Genomic DNA, 19965 nt, shown 5'->3' on the forward strand with positions numbered 1-19965 from the left:
CGAGCCCATCCGTCCGGCCGGCCTGGCCGTAAGCGCAAGCATGAGCTCGCTGTTCTCGACCTGGCCCGCCACGCGCGCCGCCGGCCTCGCTCGCCTGGACGGTTTCCTGCCGCACGCCGGCCGAGCGTACGCCGCGCGGCGCAACCACGCGGTCGTCGCGCCGACCGTATCCGGCCTCTCGCCCTACCTGCGCCGCCGTATGGTGACCGAACGCGAGGTGCTGGCCAGCGTCCTGGCGCGCCATGGCGAGACTGCGGCCGAGAAGTTCATCGACGAGGTGTTCTGGCGCGCCCACTTCAAGGGCCGGCTGGAGGGCCAGCCCGAGATCTGGACCCGCTACCAGACCGCGCTCGTCCAAGGCCAGGCGGCGCTGGACCGCGACCCCGCCCTCGCCCGCCGCTACGCCGACGCCGTGGCCGGCCGCACCGGGATCGACGCGCTCGACGCCTGGGTGGGCGAGCTTGAGGCGACCGGCTACCTGCACAATCACGCCCGCATGTGGTTCGCCTCGATCTGGACCCACACCCTTGGCCTGCCGTGGGCGCTGGGCGCAGCGTTCATGCACGCGCGGCTGCTGGACGGCGATCCGGCCGCCAACACCCTGTCATGGCGCTGGGTGGTGGGCCTGCACACGCCGGGCAAGACCTATCTGGCCCGAGCCGACAACATCGCGCGCTACACCGAAGGCCGGTTCCAGCCCAAAGGCCTGGCGAGCGACGCCCCGCCGCTGGAAGAGCCGCCGTTCGCCGAGACCTGGGCGTCGGCAGCGCTCGATCTGACCCCTCCTGAGGGGCCGGTCCTGCTGCTGATCACCGAGGAGGACCTGCATCCCGAAAGCCTGCTGCCCGCCGACGCGGCCGTGGCGGCGATCCAGGTCGTTGACGCCGTGGAGATGCAGGGGCGCCCCCGCTCCGACCTCGTCCGGGCCTTCACTAACGAGGCCCTCGACGACGTCGCCGCCCGCGTCCGGCTAATTTGGCCCGATAGGCCCGTCCATCGCGGCCCGCTTGACGCTGACACCCTGGCGCCGGCCGCCTCGGCCGCCGGGGTCAGCACGGTCGTCACCGCCTACGCCCCTGTCGGACCAACACGCGAGCGGCTGGACGTCCTGGCGCCGCAACTGGCCGCGCGGGGCGTGACCATAAAGCGCCTGGCCCGCCGCTACGACGCCCTGACCTGGCCGCATGGCCGGGGCGGCTTCTTCGGGCTCAAGAAGCGGATCCCGCGCCTCTTGGACCAACTGGACCTGCGGCCAAACGCCCAACCCACCCTGCTATAGCCCTCGCCTCGCAAAATCCGGGTCGAGCCGCTATATGGCGGCGATGGACCTGGCGACGACCGACACGACCCCTGCTTCCGATTCCGACACGCTGATCGCGCGCGCGGTCGAGCAGGTGCGCGCCGCTGTCGGCCTGCCCGAGGGAACGCGGATCGTCGCGGCCATGTCCGGGGGCGTGGACTCCACCGTCACCGCCGCCTTGCTGGCCAAGGCCGGCTATGACGTGGTGGGCGTCACCCTGCAGCTCTACGACCACGGCGCGGCGATCTCGCGCAAGGGCGCCTGCTGCGCGGGACAAGACATCCTGGACGCCCGCATGGCCGCCGAGCGCATCGGCATCCCGCACTACGTGCTCGACTACGAAAGCCGCTTCCGCGAGCAGGTCATCGAGGACTTCGCCGACGCCTACCTGCGCGGCGAGACGCCGATCCCGTGCGTGCGCTGCAACCAGACGGTCAAGTTCCGCGACCTGCTGGACGTGGCCCGTGACCTTGGGGCCGAGGCGATGGCCACCGGCCACTATGTGCAGCGCGCCATGCCCGGAAATGGCGGCAACCGTCCGCAATTGCGCCGCGCCGCCGATCCGGCCAAGGACCAGAGCTATTTCCTGTTCGCCACCACGCGCGAGCAGCTGGACTTCCTGCGCTTCCCGCTGGGCGGGATGGACAAGCCGACGGTCCGCGCCGTCGCGGCCGGCCTTGGCCTGTCGATCGCCGACAAGCCCGACAGCCAGGACATCTGCTTCGTGCCCGAGGGCAAGTACACCACCGTCATCGACCGCATCCGGCCGCAGGGCGCGGAGGCCGGCGACATCGTGCATCTGGACGGCCGGGTTCTGGGCCGCCACGAGGGCGTGACCCGCTACACCATCGGCCAGCGCCGGGGCCTGAACATCGCCGTCGGCGATCCGCTGTTCGTCGTCCGCATCGACGCCGACAAGCGCCAAGTGATCGTCGGCCCGCGCGAGGCGCTGCTCACCGCGTCCCTGACCCTCAAGGAGGGCAGCTGGCTGGGCGGCCAGGACAGCCTGGAGGCCGCCGCCGAGGACGGACAGCGGGTGCTGGCCCGCGTGCGCTCGACCCGCGAGCCGGTTCCGGGGCGCCTGGCCCTGATCGACGGCGCGCTGTCGGTCGTGTTCGACGGCGCCGAAGAGGGTGTCGCGCCGGGTCAGGCCTGCGTGCTCTACGACCCCGCCGATCCGGACCGGGTGCTGGGCGGCGGCTTCATCGCCGGCACGACCCGGACAGTGGATCTGGCGCCGGCCTGACCGGCCTCAGCCAGCCTCGCGGCAGAAGTCACCGCCCCACTCCGCCGCTCCCGCCCCGCGGTCACGTCGACGGCGGGCGGCGGTGACCGCTTCGCCGCTCAGATACCCTGACACGGCCTCGGCCGGCATCGGCCGCGCGAAGTGGTAACCCTGCATGACCGTCGCGCCCAGAGCGGCCACGCGGTCGCGCTGGACCTCGGTCTCGACGCCCTCGACCACGCACTCCATGCGCAGGTTGCGGCCCAGTTGCAGCACGGTGCGGACGATGTCCTCGCTGACCTGGTTGTGCTCGATGTCCGAGACGAAGCTGGCGTCGATCTTCAGCTTGTCCAGCGGCAGCAGTCGCAGGTGGCTGAGGCTGGAATGGCCGGTGCCGAAGTCGTCCAGCGCCGTGCGCACGCCCAGCGCGTGGAAGGCGGCCAGGGCGTCGCGGGCCTGGTCGAAGTCACAGACGATCGCTGTCTCGGTGATCTCGAAATCGATGCGGTGCGGCGCGATGCAGCTCTCGCGGACGATGTCGAGCAGTCGCTCGACGTTCTCCATAGAGGCGATGTCGCGGGCCGAAAGGTTGATCGACACCCGCACGTCCATCGGCCAGGCGCGCATCTCGCGCAGGGCCTTGGCGACCAGCAGGCGGGTGATCTCGACGATCTGTCCCGAGCGCTCGGCGGCCCGGATGAAGACGTCCGGACGGATCAGGCCGATCTGGGGACTGGTCCAGCGGGCCAGGGCCTCCAGCGCCACCGTGCGATGGGCGACGATATCGACCAGCGGCTGGAAGTGGACGCTCATTTCCTTGTCGAGGTTGGCGTGGCGCAGCGAATGCTCGACCACCGCCATGTCGTGGATCGCCGCCTCGTGGCGTTCGTCGAACACCACGGCCGTGCCCTTGATGCTCTGCTTGGCGTGATAGAGCGCGTAGTCGGCGCGCTCGAACAGCTGCTCGCTGCTGTCGCCGCCACACGGAAACGGACAAAAGCCGATCGAGGCGCCGACCTGCGCGCGCACGCCCCGCAGATCGTAGGTGGCGTTCAGGGCCGCGCACAGTTCACGGCCTAGCGCGCGCAGGGCGTCCGTATCGAGGCTCGCGTCGATGATCAGGCCGAACTCGTCGCCGCCCAGGCGCGCGGCCAGGATCGGCGGTCCGTCGAACGCCTTGAGGCGACGCCCCACCTCGATCAGCAGGCGATCGCCGGTGGCGTGGCCAAAGGCGTCGTTGATCGGCTTGAAGTCGTCCAGATCGATGACCGCGACCACGAACCCCTCGCCGCGCGCGCGCGCGGTCTCCACGCGGGCGTCCAGCTCGGCGAAGTAGCGGCGGCGGTTAGGCAGGTCGGTCAGGCTGTCCAGATTGGCCAGGCGATCGTTCTCGTCGCTCAGGCGGCGGGCTTCCTCGGCTTTCTGGGTCAGGGTCACGCGCGAGCGCACGAGGTCGGCGAACTCGCGGTACTGGGTGAGCAGGATGACGATCATCACCGCCGAGACGACGAGGATATTGACGGCGACCGCCTGGAACACCGGCTGGCCGGTCGTAGCGAAGAAGGCGACCATCGAGCCCAGCACCACGGTGGTCACCAGGATCGCCGCGCCGCGCAGATGCATCAGGCAGAAGATGCAGGCGATGACCGTGATGGCCATGTAGAAGGCGATGTGGGACTGCTGATAGGCGTTCCCGTACGGGTACAATGACAGCGACCAGCCCGCGAACAGCGCCGCCAGCAGACCCGAGGTCTTCAGCGTGCTGGTGAGCATCCGGGCGGCCTGATCGGGATCCACGTCCTTGCCGCCGATCTTCAGCCAGCCGACGCTCCGGACCGCGCAGGCCAGGGTCAGGGCGATCGGCAGGCCGATGGTCTGCCACAGCGGCGCTACGTGCAGGTGGGTGGCCGCCAGCGCATAGGCGTTGCCCAGCACCACCACGTACATCAGCGGCACTTGCCAGGAGAGCGCCCGCGCCTGGGCGATCACCAGCTCGGGCTGATCCCGTCGAATGGCGAAGAGACTCTTGATCCGTCGAGACAGGGTTGAGGCGCCGAACATGCCCAAACCCTGTTCAGAGAACGGTGAACCCTTCCCGAATCCGGCCACGGGGCAGGGTGTGGCGGATTGTCGCGGAGTTTCCGTCCCGCCCTATTCGGCGGCGATCTTCACCGCGTCCAGCGCCTCGCCCACGGTCGGCGCGGTCAGGTCCTGAGGGCCGGCCCGCTCGATATCCCGCCGATCGACCACCTCGCCGCAGGCCTCACAGGCCAGCACCGGATGGAAGGCGCAGCCGCAGGTCTTGTGACGGAACAGCACCGGCGACTTGTCGCGGCCATAGACGTGGCGATCGCCCCACTCGGCCATGGTCAGCAACACCGGCGACAAAGCTAGGCCCTTCTCGGTCAGCCAGTATTCGTGGCGCGGCGGACGCTCCGAATAGCGCCGGGTCTCCATGACGCCATGGCCGACCAGGGTCTTCAGCCGCGCAGCCAGGACGTTGCGGGCGACGCCTAGCCGCTCCTGCCACTGCTCGAAGCGCTTCACGCCCGCGAAGGCGTCCCGCAGGATCAGCAGCGTCCAGGGGTCGCCGACGACTTCCAGCGTGGCGGCGACCGAGCAACGTTCGTTCGTATAGTCAGCTGTGCGGCCCATTTCGCGAGGGTGAGGCGTTCCGCGAGGGAAAGCAAGAGAGCGTTGCGTTTGAAGATGAACCGGCATAGGTTTTTTTTCGCAATTGACTCTCTCGGTTCATTGCCAACTGGCGGGCGGCCCGCTTTTCCGGCGGCGCCGCTCGCCCCTTTCGCATCACGTTTCCGCAACCCTCTTGCACGGACAGACGCGATGAGGGCCTATCCCACCCCAAAAATATCTTCAGGGAGCTTGATCCATGTCCGCCGCCGATCCCGTCGTCATCGTCTCGTATGCGCGCACGCCCATGGGCGGCTTTCAGGGCGCGCTGGGCGGCGTGAAGGCCACCGAGCTGGGCGCGAGCGCGGTCAAGGCCGCGATCGAGCGCGCGGGCGTCGCGGGCGATAAGGTCGAGCAGATCATCATGGGCTGCGTGCTGCCCGCCGGCCTTGGCCAGGCCCCTGCCCGTCAGGCGGCGCTGGGCGCGGGTCTTCCCCTGTCGGTCGAGGCCACCACGGTCAACAAGATGTGCGGCAGCGGCATGCAAGCGGCGATCATGGCCCACGACGCCCTGGCGGCCGGCAGCGTCGATGTCGTCGTGGCCGGCGGCATGGAGAGCATGACCGGCGCCCCCTATCTGATGTCCAAGCACCGGGCCGGCGCCCGCATCGGCCACGACCAGATGTGGGACTCGATGTACCTGGACGGCCTGGAGGACGCCTACACCCCCGGCAAGCTGATGGGCGCCTTCGCCGAGGACAGCGCCCAGACCTACCAGTTCACCCGCGAGGCCATGGACGACTACGCCACCAAGGGCCTGATGAAGGCCAAGGCGGCGGTCGAGAGCGGCGCCTTCAAGGCCGAGATCACACCGGTCAGCGTCGTCACCCGCAAGGGGACCGAAGTGGTCGACACCGACGAGCAGCCCGGCAAGGCCGATCCGGCCAAGATCCCGACCCTGCGTCCGGCCTTCAGCCGCGACGGGGGGATCACGGCGGCCAACTCCAGCTCGATCAGCGACGGCGCCGCCGCCCTGGTCATGACCCGTGAGAGCGTCGCCAAGGCCCTGGGCCTGCCGATCGTCGCCAAGGTCGTCAGCCACGCCGCCCACGCCCACGAGCCGGGCCTCTTCACCACCGCCCCGGTGCCGGCCATGCAGAAGGCCCTGAAGAAGGCCGGCTGGACCGTCGCCGACGTCGACCTGTTCGAGGTCAACGAGGCCTTCGCGGTCGTGGCCATGATCGCCCAGAAGGAGCTGGGCATCCCGGACGACAAGCTCAACGTCAACGGCGGCGCCTGCGCGCTCGGCCACCCCATCGGCGCATCCGGCGCGCGCATCCTCTGCACCCTGATCAGCGCCCTGCAGGCGCGCGGCGGCAAGAAGGGCCTAGCCTCGCTCTGCATCGGCGGCGGCGAAGCCACGGCGATGGCGGTGGAGCTGGTCTGAGGCCAACGAGATGCTCCCCCGCGATGCGGGGGAGCTGTCGCGGAGCGACTGAGGGGGCTCATGCTGCATGAGCCGCGCTGGCCCCCTCCGGCCCGCTGGGCCACCTCCCCCGCAACGCGGGGGAGGATCAAGCGTTGGAAACCCCATGACCGACACCTTCCGCCACAACCCCGAACTCAGCCGCTACGAGCTGGAGGTCGACGGCCTCCTGGCCTTCGCCGACTATCAGCGGTCGGGACACCGCCTGGTGATCCCCCACGTCGAGAGCGATCCGGCCCTGCGCGGCCAGGGCGCCGCCGGCCGTCTCATGGCCAAGGTCGCCGAGACCGCCCGCGCCGAAGGCATGCGGATCACCCCACTCTGCTCCTACGCGGCGGCGTGGCTGAAGCGGAACGATCCGGACCTGATCGCCTGACCGCTCAGAGCATGTACGGTCCCCACAGGATGACCACGGCGCCGACGACGCCCAGGGCCGTGAGGACCGTCACGAGCGCCAGCAGGCCGGCGACCGCGCGCTTGGCTTTGGCGCTCACGCTCTCCTGGGCTCGAAGGTAAAACTCCAGCACCACCAGCGGCAGGACATAGGCGCAAAGCTGCAGCGCGATGTCCGCCGGTCCGGACAGCGTGCGGTCCATGCCCCAGCCCCGGGTCAGCGGCGCCCAGACCATCAGGGCCACGCGCAGGACCCAGACGCCGTTCACCGCCAGATACGCCCGCAGCGCCCAGCGGCGATGGGCGTCGATCCGCCGCGCGACGGCCATCCGCCAGGCCTGGACGCTGAAGGCCAGGATCAGCACCCCGTTCAGCGACACCAGCCCCGCCGAAACCAGCGACAGGTAGGTCGGCCGCCCGCAGGTCAGCCAGAGCCCGCCCAGGGCCATGACGAACGCGGTGACGAAGAACACCCGTCCGGTCCAGCGATGCAGCGCCGGCGCCTTCGCCCGGATCGCCGGGACCAGCTGCATCAGCCCGCCCAAGGTGACGACCACCGCCAGCAGCACGTGCACGGCGAACAGGAGGTTCCCCAGCGAGTCCCCGGCCACATAGCCCTTGATGATCGGCTTGTCGTTCCAGCCCGCCATATCGCCTGACACGGTCTTGCGGCCGTAGTGGGCCAGGATCATCCAGACGAAAGCCGTCTGCCCGATGGCGGCTACGCAGAACCAGGCCTGGGCGGCGCGCCGCAGCATACGGTCGGCCGCGAGCCGCGCCGCGCCGGGGTCCCCGCTCTTGGCGGGTTGAGTGTCTGTCATCGTCACGCGCCGGTCGCTCCCATGTCCGCTCGTCTGGCGACAGGGCGTGACGCAGGCGCAACGCGGGGTCTTGCCGATTTGGAAATCGGCTATGGATTATTTCCAGAAGCGTCAGGGCCTATCCGAGGAGTAGCCGCGCATGCGCGCCCACATCCAGACCGCGATGGACCGTCCCGACGGGCGCTGGCCCGAGACCTATCTCTATGGCGGCCTGTTCACGGCGGCGATCATGGCCTTCTGCCTGGCCCAATGGCTTGGGCCGCGACTGGGCCCAGCCTCCGCCCTGGTGGCGATCGCGGGCGACGCGACCTGCGGCTGGTCATGGCTACTCGTGCGCGCCCTGTTCCAGCCTCCCAAGACGCAGCGGGCGCGATGGCCCCTGTTTCTGGTCCTGACGCTCGTCGCGATTGGCGCGCTTCTGCGCGCCTCGGGAGACCTGACCACGCCGCTCTCCCGGATGGCGGAGAACCTGGGCGGACTGATCAGTTCGGCCATGCTGCTGATGGCCACGCTGGAGCCGCTGAAGGGACTGTCCGCACGGACCCTGCACGCCGAGCGGCGGTTTCGCCTGGCGTTCACCGGCGGCTACGCGGCCCTGCTGACCGTGTCCGTGCTCTGGGCCAACGGCGCGCCAATCGCGCCCTGGAGCCCCCTCATCAAACCGTTCTGCGCGCTCGCCGCCCTGGTCGGAATGGGGATCTCTGTCGCCTACCGCCAACGCCACCCGCTGGAGCCCGCGCGCCCCACCCGCCAGACGCCACTACCCGCCAACGCTGAGGACCTGGCCCAGGAGATCGTGCGGTCGGTGGTCGATGACGGCCTTTACGCCCAGCCCGATCTGCGGGTGGCCGACCTCGCCCGCCGCCTGGGCGAGCCCGACTACAAGGTCACCCAGTGCGTGACCGGCCCGTTGGGCTTTCGCAACTTCAACCAGATGGTCAATCACGTCCGGATCGAGGAGGCCAAGCGGCGGCTGGCCGACCCGGCGTTCGACCACCTGCCGATCCTGACCCTGGCCTATGACTGCGGCTTCGGCTCGATCGGCCCGTTCAACCGGGCGTTCAAGGCCAAGACCGGCGTGACGCCCCAGGCGTTCCGCAAGAGCCGGCGGGCGGCCTGACTACTTCGGCGCCGCCGGAACCACGCTCTCGAAGCTGCCCGCCGCGCCCGGGAACACCGTCGGGCTCTCCCAGCCGTCCGGGCTGATCGCCGAGACGCCGAAGAAGTAGTCGTCGATCACCACGTCCTTCAGAGTCGCCGTGGCGGCGGGGCCCGGGACCCAGCGGTTCAGGCGCCATTGCGGGTCGGTGGTCACGCGCCACCAGACCCGGTGGCCGGCCGCGCCGGGCGTGGGGGTCCAGGAGACCTTGGTGTCGGCGCTGACCGCCCCCTCGATCTTGACGCCCGACGGCGGCGGCGGGGCCGAGGCGAGGCTGGCCATGGCGACGGTGTTCAGGCGCGTGACCTGGGCCAGGTAGGCAAAGTCCACGCCCTCAATGGTGTCGCCATAGGCCTTGCCGTTCTCGGTGCGCAGGTTCTGGTGCTGGCGGTCGTAGTTCTCGACGGCCTCGGTCACGCGCACGGCCGGATAGCCGGCCTCCAGCAGCGGCACCTGGTCGCCGCCCCGGCCGTAGCGGTCGGTGCGATAGACCATGACGACGTCGAAATTGGTCAGGTACCGGTCCGCCAGGCCATCGAGGTAGCGGGCCAGGTTGCGTGAGGGGCTGTCGACCTCGCCGCCGTTGTAGCGGCGGCTGTTGGCCTGTTCGGGCGTCTCGACGGCCTTGGTGCCCTCGGAGAACACCCGGACCTGGGTGTTGTTCATCAGCCCGCTCTGGCCGCGGCTGTTGCCGACGATGTCGTTGTTGAGGTCGGCCTCGACCTTCCAGCCGTTGGCCTTGGCGTAGTCGGCCAGGATCTTGCCGCCCAACAGGCCCTGCTCCTCGCCCGACAGCACCGCATAGACCAGCGTCGCCGGGAACTTGTGCTTGGACAGGATCCGCGCGGCCTCCAGCACCGCCGCCACGCCCGAGGCGTCGTCATTGGCCCCCGGGGCGTCGCTGGTGAAGTCCATGACGTCGGTGACGCGGCTGTCGATGTGGCCGGCGATGATGATCACCCGGTTGGGGTCGGTGGTCCCCTTCTGGATCCCCAGAACGTTCATCACCTCGGTCGGGTTGGGCACGCGGCGGCCGGTGACGACCTGGGACGGCGTCTCGACGGTCAGGCAGCCGCCGCAGTCCCTGGAGATCGCTTCGAAGCGCGCCTTGGTCCAGCGGCGGGCCGCGCCGATGCCGCGCGTGTCCGACTTGGTGTCCGACAGGGTGTGGCGGGTGCCGAAGCCCACCAGCGACCGGATCGTGCTCTCCAGCGCCTTGGGATCGACCTCGGCGGCCAGGGTCCGCAGCAGCGGCTGGTCGGTGGAGGGCTGGGCGGGGGCTTGAGCGTGGGCGGCGCTGGCGAAGACGAGGCCGGCGGCGAGGGCGAGAGTCAGGCGCATGAGGGCTCCGACGAGCGGGAAATCCAAGGCGCGCAGGTTTCAGGCCAAGCTCGCGCCGCGCAAGCCATTTTCCCATCGTCCGTCCCGGATCCAGCCCGCAAGGCGTGAACGGATCCTCGTCGGCGCGGCGCTCACGACCGCGCCGACGAGTCCGTCCAGGCGGTCGTCCCGGCTTGATGCCGACCAGGACGACCGCGCCGGAACGCGAAACTAGCTGAGCACCATCACGACGACGCGGCGGTTCTGGGCCCGGCCTTCGCGCGTCTCGTTCGGCGCGACCGGCGCGTCCTCGCCATACGAGATCGTCGCCATACGGTTCAGGGCCACGCCATGCTGGCTGAGGAACCTGCGCACGGCCTCGGCGCGCTTTTCGCCCAGCTCGTTGTTGTAGGTCGGGGCGCCCGAATTGTCGGTGTGGCCCTGGATCTCGAGATAGACGTTCTTGTTGTCGGCCTTCAGCTTCTCGGCGAACTCGCCCAGGCGCTGCTCGGCTTCCGGCGACAGGGTCGAGGCGTTGACCGGGAACTTCACCGAGTCATCGCTCAGCACCAGCGCGTACTGGAACTTGCCCTCGGCCAGCTTGCCGGCGGCGATGGCGCGGTCCAGGGCTTCCTTCGAGGTCTTGTCCAGTTCGCCGATCTGGGCGCCCTGCGTGTTGACGCGCTCGTTGACCGCGCCGACCTGGGTGTTGACGTACTTCTTGGTCGCGCAGCCGCTGACCGTCAGGCCGCCCATCACCAGGGCGGCGGCGACCATCAAGGTCTTCCTGCTTGCTATCATGTTCGGGTCTCGTCCGTGGTAGGGGCGCGAGACGTCCTGCAACGCTCGCCCTTGCCAAACGCGCAGCCGAAAGGGGCCAAAGCGAGGCGCGATTCCGACGCTTCCGGGACAAGCTAGACCATTGAACTTCAAACACATTTATACCGCGCGCGATCGCTCGACGGCGCGTTTGGTTCCGCGAATTTTTTGTCCGGATCCGTGCGGCGGAGCGAGGCTGGTTTGGCCGGAAATCCTCGCCCTTCGCGAAGTTATCCACAGCCCTTGCAACAAACCCGACCTCCCCGGCGAACGCCGGGGAGGTCGGAGCGGTGAATGGCGGCGTCTATCCCCGCTCAGTAACCGACGTTTCCGTTGAAAACCGGCGACTTACACGAAAACGCACGTTTCTTATCCCCGCCCGCGCCGACGCCCCCATGCTGTAGCGCATGAGCCAGACCCGATCCTCGACCCGCACCTGGTGCGATCGCCTGCAACAGAAGCTGATGGACGCCATCGACGCCGCCTGGGCGATGGTGGAGGCCAGCGATGATCCCGCCGTGCTGGCCAAGGCCCGCGACCGGGCCCGCGCCTGCGGCCAACTGGCCAGCGAGGCCCGCAAGGTGCTGGCCCTGGACCCCAAGCCGGACAAACCCAGCAAGCCGCCCGCCGCGATCCGCGAAGCCTTCGACCGCCTGGAGGCCACCACCGGCCCTCTCGTCGCCGAAGCCCAGAAACACCGCGCCGCCCAGCCGGCGGCCCCGATGGCGGCTCAAGCGGTGGCTATGCAGGCGGCGCTGCGGAAGCTGAAGCGGCGATAGGTCTGCCACGCCATCCTCCACCCAAGGGCTATATTTTCCACAGCTCAGCTTGAGGGTGTTTAGTAAACTCTATATAGGCTGCGACGGGGGGCTGAGTTCGTCGAAAGGCGAGGGATTGGAGTTCGCGCATCATGGTCACGCCCCTGCAGACCCTGAAGATCTACTACGGCAATATCCTGCGGACGGACGCCGCGCACATTCCGGCGGCGCACCAGACACTGCTGACCAACCTCTCGGGCCAGATCGATAGCGGTGCGCTCAGCGTCGCGGATGCTCGCACCCAGATCGCCAGGCTGGCCCTGGAGACCACCACCGTGGCCAGCATGGCCTACAGCTTCTTCACGCCCGGCGTGCCGGGGGCCGGCGGCTTCGACTACCTGGTCTCGCCGACCGGGCCGAACACGACGAACCTGAATTCGGACTACTACAAGACGTTCAACGTCGAGAACCGGTTCATCAACTTCGCCATGAACCTGGGCAAGGCCGGCGAAGGCGCGGCCTGGTTCAACGCCAACTTCGGCGCGCTGAGCGCCCGGGACAGCTTGATCAAGGCCTATACCGAGATCTTCGGCGTCGTCCCTAGCCCGACCAAGGTCGACAGCCTGCTGGGCGACATGGTGCCCGACGGCCAGGGCGGGACCTTCACGCGCCAGGCGTATTTCGCCGCCTTCTCCCGGGATGGTTTGGAGGGCCAGGGCACCAAGGCCGCCATCGTCGGCTGGCTGTTGTCGGTGGCCGCCAAGGAGAACATCGGGCCCTACGCCACGGCCAACAACGCCTTCCTGGCCGACCTCGGCGACGACGGCGTGGCGCAGTTCCGCAGCGACCTGCTGGTCGCCTACGGTTCGCCGCCGGCGCCGGGCACGGCGGGCCTCACCCTCACGGTCGCCGGCGACAAGTCCGTCTCGCCGACCGCGGCGGACGCAGGCCTGAAGTCGAGCGCCAACAACGACACCATCACCGTCACCGGCGACATCACGGGCGGGGTGACCATCGACGCCGGCGCCGGTCGTGACACGATCACGGTTACGCTGGGAACCTTCGGCACGATCCGGACCAGCGACGGCGGCGACACGCTCACCCTGGGCCATCTGCTGTCCACAACCCCGACCCTGGGCGTCCCCGCCCAGTACGGGACCGTCACCGTGGCGGGCGACAACAATGTCGTGACGCTCAAGGGCAGCATGGCCCAAGGCACGAAGCTGACGGCGGCGGGCACGGGCAATGTGCTGCACATCGACCGCACCGGGGCCACGGACACAACCTTCTACGACGGCGAGATCAGCGGCTTCCAGACGATCTATCTGCACTCGGGCGGCCTTCCCAAGGTCATCGGCGCCGGCACGATCTATGCGATGGCGGGCGGATCGTTCTCAATCGACAGTAGCCAGACGCTGGTCTTCAAGGACAATGGCGCGGCCGGCGTCCTCTATTCATCGGCCGACCCCGCGCGCGGCGCCAAGGTTGACCTGCACTTGCAGAACTTCCAGGGCGCGCCGACGACCGACGCCCAAGTCGGACGCGGATACTTCGTGCCCAATGGCGGCGCGATCGGCCTCTACGTCAACGCGCCCGATCAGTTGGACAACAACGGCAAACTGATCCTCCATGTCGACACCGACAGTACGGCTGGCCTGATCTACGGCTACTCGACATCGTCGGCCCTGGGCCCGAACTATCGTGGCCCGCTACCCAATCTGGATATCGTGGGTCCGGGAAAACTCAAGGCTCAGATCAGCGGGACCTTCACCAATGTCGACGCCACCCTGGCCGGCGACCTGGACCTGACCTACTCGATCGCCGTGTCCGACATCGCGCAGACCTTCCGCCTAGGCGACGGGACTAACAAGCTCGCCCTCCACTTCGGGTACAACGTCAGCCCCAACCTGGCGCCGGCGGTGTCCAAGGTGTATCTGGGCGCCGGCGTCGACACGATCAGCCTCAGCTATAGCGACTACGCTGGCGCACCGGAGAGCCGGCTGGCCAATCTGCATATCAAGGACGGCGCCATCCTCAGCGCCCCGCCCGAAATCATCGGTTTCCAGAAGGGCGTCGACCACTTCGTGCTAGACGCTCAGATCCACAGCCTGACCGCCAATGTCCAGCAGTACGCCGACGGCAAGACGTCACTGCAAGACGCCCTGATCGCCGTCTCCGCCCACGTGGCGGTGAATACGGGCGCCATCTTCACCTGGAACGGCGACACCTACATCTACAACCAGGATCACATCGTGGGTGTCACCATGAACACCCTCGAGGCCGGCGGCGGCGACGGCCTGATCAAGCTGGTCGGCGTCACCGGCCTGACCGTCGGCACGGGCGCGGGCAGCTACGACATTCACTACGGGTAGACCTCGTCCCCCGCCGGACGAGCCGTGAACGGGCGCTCCCTTGGTGGAGCGCCCTTTTCTTTGCCGGCGACGTGGAGGCCTCGCCGGCCAGAGGGGCCTTAAGCCCCCTCCTCGTCCACATAGATCACCACCGGCTTGCCGCGGGACAGCGGCTCCCAGCCGGCCTCGATGGCCGAGGCGATGGCTTTGGCGACGATGCGGACGGGGATCTGCGAGGGCTTCAGCGGCGGGGCGCTGAACTTGGGCTTGGGGCCGGGCGGGAACTCGATCAGCGCCTCGCGCTGGCCTTCCTTGTGCCGCGCGGCGATCACCTTGCCGTGGCGTTCGGACGGGTCATACGACCACTGCGGCAGGCGGTGCAGCCGCCAGACATAGGGGTCGCCGTCGACCTCGATGTCGAATTCGGTGATGAGTTTGGTGGTCTTGGCCATGCGGGGAGATACCGCGAAGGGCGGCGGAGAAAAAGCCTCCCCCTTCTCCCCTTGCGGGAGAAGGTGTCGCTGAAAGCGACGGATGAGGGGTCGCGCATACGAAAACCGCCGCGACCAGCGGGAATGCCGATCGCGGCGGATACTGTCTTCAACCCCTCACCCGACCCCGGCTTTCGCCGGGGCCACCCTCTCCCACAAGGGGAGAGGGGCCGATACGCCCTACTGCAGCACCGCTTTCCCGAACGACAGCTGCCCGTCCTCGACGCCGACGGCGATGACGCCGCCGTCTTCGATCTCGCCGGCCAGGAGCTTCTTGGCGATCGGGTCGACCAGCTCCTTCTGGATCACGCGCTTCAAGGGGCGCGCGCCGTAGACGGGGTCGTAGCCCTTGTCGGCGATCCAGTTCAGGGCCTCGGCGTCCAGGGCCAGCGCCATGCGGCGGTCCGCCAGCAGCTTTTCGAAGCGCTGCAGCTGGATGCGGACGATATCGCCCATGTTGTGGCGCGACAGGCGCTTGAACAGGATGATCTCGTCGATCCGGTTGAGGAACTCGGGGCGGAAGTGGCCGCGCACCGTGTTCATCACCATCGGCCGGACGGCCTCGACATCCTCACCCTCCTCCTGGTTGGCCAGGTATTCCGCGCCCAGGTTGCTGGTCATGATGATCAGCGTGTTGCGGAAGTCGACCGTGCGGCCCTGGCCATCGGTCAGGCGGCCGTCATCCAGCACCTGCAGCAGCACGTTGAAGACGTCCGGGTGAGCCTTTTCGATCTCGTCGAACAGGACGACCTGGTAGGGACGCCGGCGAACGGCCTCGGTCAGCGCCCCGCCCTCGTCGTAGCCGACATAGCCGGGAGGCGCGCCGATCAGGCGGCTGACCGAGTGCTTTTCCATGTACTCGGACATGTCCATCCGGGTGATGGCGGACTCGTCGGCGAACAGGAACTCGGCCAGGCTCTTGGTCAGCTCGGTCTTGCCCACGCCCGTCGGGCCCAGGAACAGGAAGCTGCCGATCGGCTTGGACGGATCCTGCAGGCCGGCGCGGGCCCGGCGGACGGCGTCGGAGACGGCTTCCAGGGCCTCGTCCTGGCCGACCACGCGACCGCGCAGCTCGTCCTCCATCTTCAGCAGCTTCTCGCGCTCGCCTTCCAGCATCTTCTCGACGGGCACGCCGGTCCAGCGGCTGACGACGGCGGCGATCTGCTCGGCGTCGACGACTTCCGGGGTGAGCGCCTGGGTGTCGCCGGCCTCGGCCTCGGCCAGGCGGCGTTCCAGGGCCGGGATCTCGCCGTACTGGATCTGGCCGGCGCGGGCGAAGTCGCCGGCGCGCTGGGCGTTGGCGAGATCGGCGCGCAGGCGGTCGAGGGCTTCACGGGCTTGCGCCGCGCCGCCGACCTTCTCCTTCTCGGCCTTCCACTTGGCGGTCATCTCGTCGCTGCGGAACTGCAGGTCGTCGATCTCGACCTCCAGGTTCTCCAGCCGCTGCTTGGAGGCGGCGTCGGTTTCCTTCGAGAGGGCCTCACGCTCGATCTTCAGCTGCACCAGGCGCCGGTCGATCTCGTCCAGTTCCTCGGGCTTGCTGTCGATCGCCATGCGCACGCGGCTGGAGGCCTCGTCCACAAGGTCGATCGCCTTGTCGGGCAGGAAGCGGTCGGCGATGTAGCGGTTCGACAGCGTCGCGGCGGCGACGATGGCGCTGTCGCTGATCCGCACCCCGTGGTGGACCTCGTACTTTTCCTTCAGGCCGCGCAGGATCGAGACGGTGTCTTCGACCGTCGGCTCGCTGACGAACACCGGCTGGAAGCGACGGGCGAGCGCGGCGTCCTTCTCGACGTGCTTGCGGTACTCGTCCAGCGTGGTGGCGCCGACGCAGTGCAGCTCACCGCGCGCAAGGGCGGGCTTGAGGAGGTTGGAGGCGTCCATCGCCCCGTCGCCCTTGCCGGCCCCGACCAGGGTGTGCATCTCGTCGATGAACAGGATGATCGAGCCCTCGGCGGCCGTGGTCTCGTTCAGCACGGCCTTCAGCCGCTCCTCGAACTCGCCGCGATACTTCGCGCCGGCGATCAGGCTGCCCATGTCCAGCGACAGGAGCTTCTTGTCCTTCAGGCTTTCGGGCACGTCGCCGTTGACGATGCGCAAAGCAAGGCCCTCGACGATGGCGGTCTTGCCGACGCCGGGCTCGCCGATCAGGACAGGGTTGTTCTTGGTGCGACGCGACAGGACCTGGATGGTGCGGCGGATCTCCTCGTCGCGACCGATCACGGGGTCCAGCTTGCCGTCGCGCGCGGCGGCCGTCAGGTCGCGGGCGTAGCGCTTGAGCGCGTCATAGCCTTCCTCGGCGTTGGCGCTGTCGGCGGTGCGGCCCTTGCGCAGGGCGTTGGCGGCGGTCTCCAGGGCCTGGGCGCTGGCGCCGGCCTCCTTGAAGAGCTTGGCCGCGTCGCCGCCTTCCTTGGCGATGGCGATCAGCAGGCGCTCGGTCGTGACGAAGGCGTCGCCGGCGCCCTTGGCCGACTTTTCGGCCTCGGCGAACACGCGGGCGGTGTCGGGCTTCATGTAGAGCTGGCCGCCGGCGCCGTCGACGCGCGGGGTCTTGGCCAGCAGGGTCTCGACGCCGCCGTCCAGCTGGTCGGGGCGGCCGCCGGCGCTCTGGATCAGGGCGCGGGAAAGCCCGTCCTTCTCCTCGAGCAGGACCTTCAGGATGTGTTCGGGCGCGAATTGCTGGTGACCGCGGGCGAGCGCGAGGCTCTGGGCCGACTGGACCGCCTGCTTGGCGCGATCGGAATAGAGGTCGATATTCATGATGTCCCCTCAACTAGGCGGATCAGGACGCGCTGCCTTGATCAAGCACAAGGCGTCCGGCTTCAGACGTTGCGGAACGCTTCGAGCGGGTCAGCCATCGGCCTGACCCTGGCGCTCCGAAAGGGGATGTAGGTGTGGCCCATCAGCCACACAAGGCTCACCAGCCCTTGCTGCTGAGATATCGTTCCAGCTCCTCGATCCGCACGGCGTCCGAGGGGTGGGTCGAGCCCAGCTCGCCCCCCGACTTGCCGCCATCGAGCGCCTGCATGTTGCGCCACAGCTTCACCGCCTCGCGGGGGCGGTAGCCGGCGCGCTGCATGAAATCGACGCCCAGCTTGTCGGCCTCCAGCTCCTGCTTGCGCGAGAACGGCAGCAGCAGGCCATAGCGGGTGGCGTCGTCGCCGTGGTCCTTGAGCAGCTTGCCAAACTCGGTGCCGCCGGCGGCGGCCTTGGCGATGCCCAGCAGCACCTTGGAGGTGGTCTCCTGCGAGACGCGCTCGGCGGCGTGGCGGGCGACGACGTGGCCGGCCTCGTGACCGATCACGGCGGCCAGCTGGTCATCGTTCTCGACCAGGGTCAGCAGCCCCACGGTTACGCCGACATGGCCGCCGGGCAGCACGAAGGCGTTGGGCGCCTCGTCCAGAAAAACCGCATAGTCCCACGGCCGGCTGGCCAGGCCGGCGGCGCTGATCACCCTCTGACCCACGGCCTGGACGCGGGCGTTCTTGCGCGGCTCCTTCGACACGTAGCTGTTGCGCAGCGTCTCGGCCCAGGCCTTCTCGCCCTGGGCCGCCAGGTTGTTGTCATTGACGATCAGCAGCTGGTCGCGGCCCAGATCGGCGTTGTACGCGCAGCCGCCCAGGGCGCAGGCGGCGGCGATCAGCAGCGGAAGGATCAGGCGCGGCAGGGTCATGGGCTCGGCGAACTGTGTTTCGAAGTCGACACATGCCTTATCTCCGGCGCACGCCGCCGACGCAACCGTAACGCTTACGCCTCTCCGAGCCGCGCGATGACCTTGGCCAGCTGGCGCGGATCGATCGGCTTGGACAGGATCGGCGCGTCGCGCAGGTCGGGACGCACGCCCTGGTCGCCATAGCCGGTGACGAAGGCGAAAGGCACCCCGCGTTCGCGCAGGATCTCGGCGGCGCGGAACGAGGTCTCGCCGTCGCCCAGGTTCACGTCCAGCAAGGCCAGGTCGAAGCCGTCGGCCTCGACCGCCGCCACCGCCTCGCGGGCCGAGGCGGCGGGGCCCACAACCGCGCAGCCCAGGTCGTACAGCAGGTCCTCGACCAGCATGGCCACGAACAGCTCGTCCTCGACCACCAGGATCCGCAGCGCGTCAGGCCGCGCCTCGGAAGAAGCGGTTAGACTCGCCGGTCTTGCCGAGTTGCGCGTCGATCTCGCAGACGACGCCGCTCGCCGGATAGCCGAGGCGAACCTCCCCCCCGAGTTCCCGGGCGAGCCCGCCGGTGATGAGGCGGGTCCCAAAGCCCTGGCGGGTCGGGGGCGCAACAGTTGGCCCATCGGTTTCCTCCCAGATCAGTTTCAGGCGCGCGTCGCCGACTTCGGCTTCACGCCGCCAGGTGATGCGCACCTGGCCCGCCGTGTTGGAAAGCGCGCCGTACTTTGACGCGTTGGTCATCAGCTCATGCAGCGCCATCGACAGGGCCAGCGCCGCCTTCGGCGCCAGGCGCACGGAAGGCCCGTCGAGGGCGAACCGCTCGGCCTCGCCGTGGGCGGCGACGACGGTGGCCACGATGTCGGTCAGGGCCGCCCCATCCCAGCTTTCGCGGGTCAGGATGTCATGGCCGCGCGACAGGGCCAGCAGCCGCCGGGTCAGGCTGTCGCGGGCGTCGTCCAGGTTCTCGGCGTTGCGCAGGGTCTGGCCGGCCACAGACTGCACCGTGGCCAGGGTGTTCTTCACCCGGTGGTTCAACTCGTTGATCATCAGCCGTTGCAGTTCCTCAGCGCGGCGACGATCAGTGACGTCGCGCATCACGCCGGTGAAGAACCGCTGCTTGCCGTCGTTCCATTCGGCGATCGACAGCTCCAGTGGAAAGGTCGTCCCGTCGCTGCGCCGTCCCTCGACCTCGCGGCCAATCCCGATGATCCGCCGCTCACCGGTCTCGCGATAGCGGGACAGATAGCCGTCGTGCTCGCCGTGATAGGGCTCGGGCATCAGGATATTGACGTTCTGGCCGACCATGTCGGCGGCCGCATAGCCAAACAGGCGCTCGGCGGCGGGATTGAAGGCCTCGACCCTCCCGCGCTCGTCGATCACGACGATGGCGTCGACCGCCGTATCGACGATGGCCCGGTAGCGCGCGTCCGCCGCGGCCGGCTTCGCCGTCGTCTTGGAAGGGGAGTTAAGCTTACTCGCCATGCAAAGGACTCGGCTTCTGAGACCGAAACCCTAACGCCGGAGTTGTCGCCTTGCTAGGCCACAACTCA

17 protein-coding genes and 1 pseudogene are annotated in these 19965 nt (G+C 68.7%); 8 read left to right on the top strand and 10 right to left on the bottom strand.

The annotated features are described in order from the left end of the window. The first annotated feature begins 40 nt into the window (after positions 1 to 40). Positions 41 to 1279, top strand: a complete 1239-nt coding sequence (locus J2X45_RS10810) for an FAD-binding domain-containing protein (protein ID WP_310214497.1) — start codon at positions 41 to 43, stop codon at positions 1277 to 1279. Positions 1280 to 1322: 43 nt separating this feature from the next. Continuing rightward, a complete protein-coding gene (mnmA, locus tag J2X45_RS10815; protein WP_310215280.1) occupies positions 1323 to 2546 on the top strand; it encodes a tRNA 2-thiouridine(34) synthase MnmA in 1224 nt (407 codons plus the stop codon). 6 nt (positions 2547 to 2552) lie between these two features. On the opposite strand, the gene J2X45_RS10820 is transcribed toward mnmA, so the two are convergent. Both J2X45_RS10820 and J2X45_RS10825 read right to left on the bottom strand, forming a co-directional pair. Then, a complete protein-coding gene (locus J2X45_RS10820) occupies positions 2553 to 4586 on the bottom strand; it encodes an EAL domain-containing protein (RefSeq protein ID WP_310214500.1) in 2034 nt (677 codons plus the stop codon). A gap of 90 nt (positions 4587 to 4676) precedes the next feature. Continuing rightward, complete coding sequence (locus J2X45_RS10825) at positions 4677 to 5180, bottom strand: helix-turn-helix domain-containing protein (protein ID WP_310214503.1); 504 nt, start codon at positions 5178 to 5180, stop codon at positions 4677 to 4679. A 235-nt stretch (positions 5181 to 5415) separates the two neighbouring features. Between J2X45_RS10825 and J2X45_RS10830 the strand changes: the two genes are divergently transcribed. Both J2X45_RS10830 and J2X45_RS10835 read left to right on the top strand, forming a co-directional pair. After that, complete coding sequence (locus J2X45_RS10830) at positions 5416 to 6603, top strand: acetyl-CoA C-acyltransferase (protein ID WP_310214506.1); 1188 nt, start codon at positions 5416 to 5418, stop codon at positions 6601 to 6603. A 145-nt stretch (positions 6604 to 6748) separates the two neighbouring features. After that, on the top strand, positions 6749 to 7018 hold the full coding sequence (locus tag J2X45_RS10835; RefSeq protein WP_310214508.1) for a GNAT family N-acetyltransferase: 270 nt from the start codon (positions 6749 to 6751) through the stop codon (positions 7016 to 7018). 4 nt (positions 7019 to 7022) lie between these two features. Here J2X45_RS10835 and J2X45_RS10840 read toward each other — a convergent pair whose 3' ends face one another. Then, entirely contained in the window at positions 7023 to 7856 is an 834-nt protein-coding gene (locus tag J2X45_RS10840) for a DUF2306 domain-containing protein (RefSeq protein WP_310215283.1), read from the bottom strand. A 139-nt stretch (positions 7857 to 7995) separates the two neighbouring features. Between J2X45_RS10840 and J2X45_RS10845 the strand changes: the two genes are divergently transcribed. Then, positions 7996 to 8976: an AraC family transcriptional regulator gene (locus tag J2X45_RS10845; protein ID WP_310214509.1), complete on the top strand. Its 981-nt coding sequence runs from the start codon at positions 7996 to 7998 to the stop codon at positions 8974 to 8976. Here the strand turns inward: J2X45_RS10845 and J2X45_RS10850 are convergent, their stop codons facing one another. Beyond that, positions 8977 to 10356: a M28 family metallopeptidase gene (locus J2X45_RS10850; protein ID WP_310214511.1), complete on the bottom strand. Its 1380-nt coding sequence runs from the start codon at positions 10354 to 10356 to the stop codon at positions 8977 to 8979. Positions 10357 to 10566: 210 nt separating this feature from the next. Beyond that, positions 10567 to 11136: an OmpA family protein gene (locus tag J2X45_RS10855; protein ID WP_310214514.1), complete on the bottom strand. Its 570-nt coding sequence runs from the start codon at positions 11134 to 11136 to the stop codon at positions 10567 to 10569. Between the two features lie 425 nt (positions 11137 to 11561). Here J2X45_RS10855 and J2X45_RS10860 point away from each other — a divergent pair, with 425 nt between their 5' ends. After that, positions 11562 to 11933 carry a hypothetical protein gene (locus tag J2X45_RS10860; protein ID WP_310214515.1) on the top strand — a complete coding sequence of 124 codons (372 nt, stop codon included), beginning with the start codon at positions 11562 to 11564 and terminating at the stop codon, positions 11931 to 11933. Between the two features lie 131 nt (positions 11934 to 12064). After that, complete coding sequence (locus J2X45_RS10865; RefSeq protein WP_310214516.1) at positions 12065 to 14284, top strand: hypothetical protein; 2220 nt, start codon at positions 12065 to 12067, stop codon at positions 14282 to 14284. Between the two features lie 98 nt (positions 14285 to 14382). Here the strand turns inward: J2X45_RS10865 and J2X45_RS10870 are convergent, their stop codons facing one another. After that, positions 14383 to 14715, bottom strand: coding sequence for a hypothetical protein (locus tag J2X45_RS10870; RefSeq protein ID WP_012640079.1), 333 nt, complete (start codon positions 14713 to 14715; stop codon positions 14383 to 14385). Positions 14716 to 14766: 51 nt separating this feature from the next. On the opposite strand from J2X45_RS10870, the pseudogene J2X45_RS20335 reads away from it, so the two are divergent. Continuing rightward, a pseudogene (locus J2X45_RS20335) lies at positions 14767 to 14924 on the top strand (hypothetical protein); the annotation flags it as partial. Positions 14925 to 14934: 10 nt separating this feature from the next. Here the strand turns inward: J2X45_RS20335 and clpB are convergent. The 4 genes from clpB to J2X45_RS10890 form a co-directional block, all read right to left on the bottom strand. After that, entirely contained in the window at positions 14935 to 17514 is a 2580-nt protein-coding gene (gene clpB / locus J2X45_RS10875; RefSeq protein ID WP_310214517.1) for an ATP-dependent chaperone ClpB, read from the bottom strand. A gap of 157 nt (positions 17515 to 17671) precedes the next feature. After that, positions 17672 to 18427, bottom strand: coding sequence for a M48 family metallopeptidase (locus J2X45_RS10880; RefSeq protein ID WP_310214519.1), 756 nt, complete (start codon positions 18425 to 18427; stop codon positions 17672 to 17674). 74 nt (positions 18428 to 18501) lie between these two features. Beyond that, entirely contained in the window at positions 18502 to 18843 is a 342-nt protein-coding gene (locus tag J2X45_RS10885; RefSeq protein WP_310215285.1) for a response regulator, read from the bottom strand. 10 nt (positions 18844 to 18853) lie between these two features. Then, positions 18854 to 19897, bottom strand: a complete 1044-nt coding sequence (locus J2X45_RS10890) for a PAS domain S-box protein (protein WP_310214521.1) — start codon at positions 19895 to 19897, stop codon at positions 18854 to 18856. Positions 19898 to 19965: the final 68 nt, after the last annotated feature.

The organism is Caulobacter sp. BE264 (assembly GCF_031457805.1).
In the GTDB taxonomy this organism is placed as follows: Bacteria; Pseudomonadota; Alphaproteobacteria; order Caulobacterales; family Caulobacteraceae; genus Caulobacter.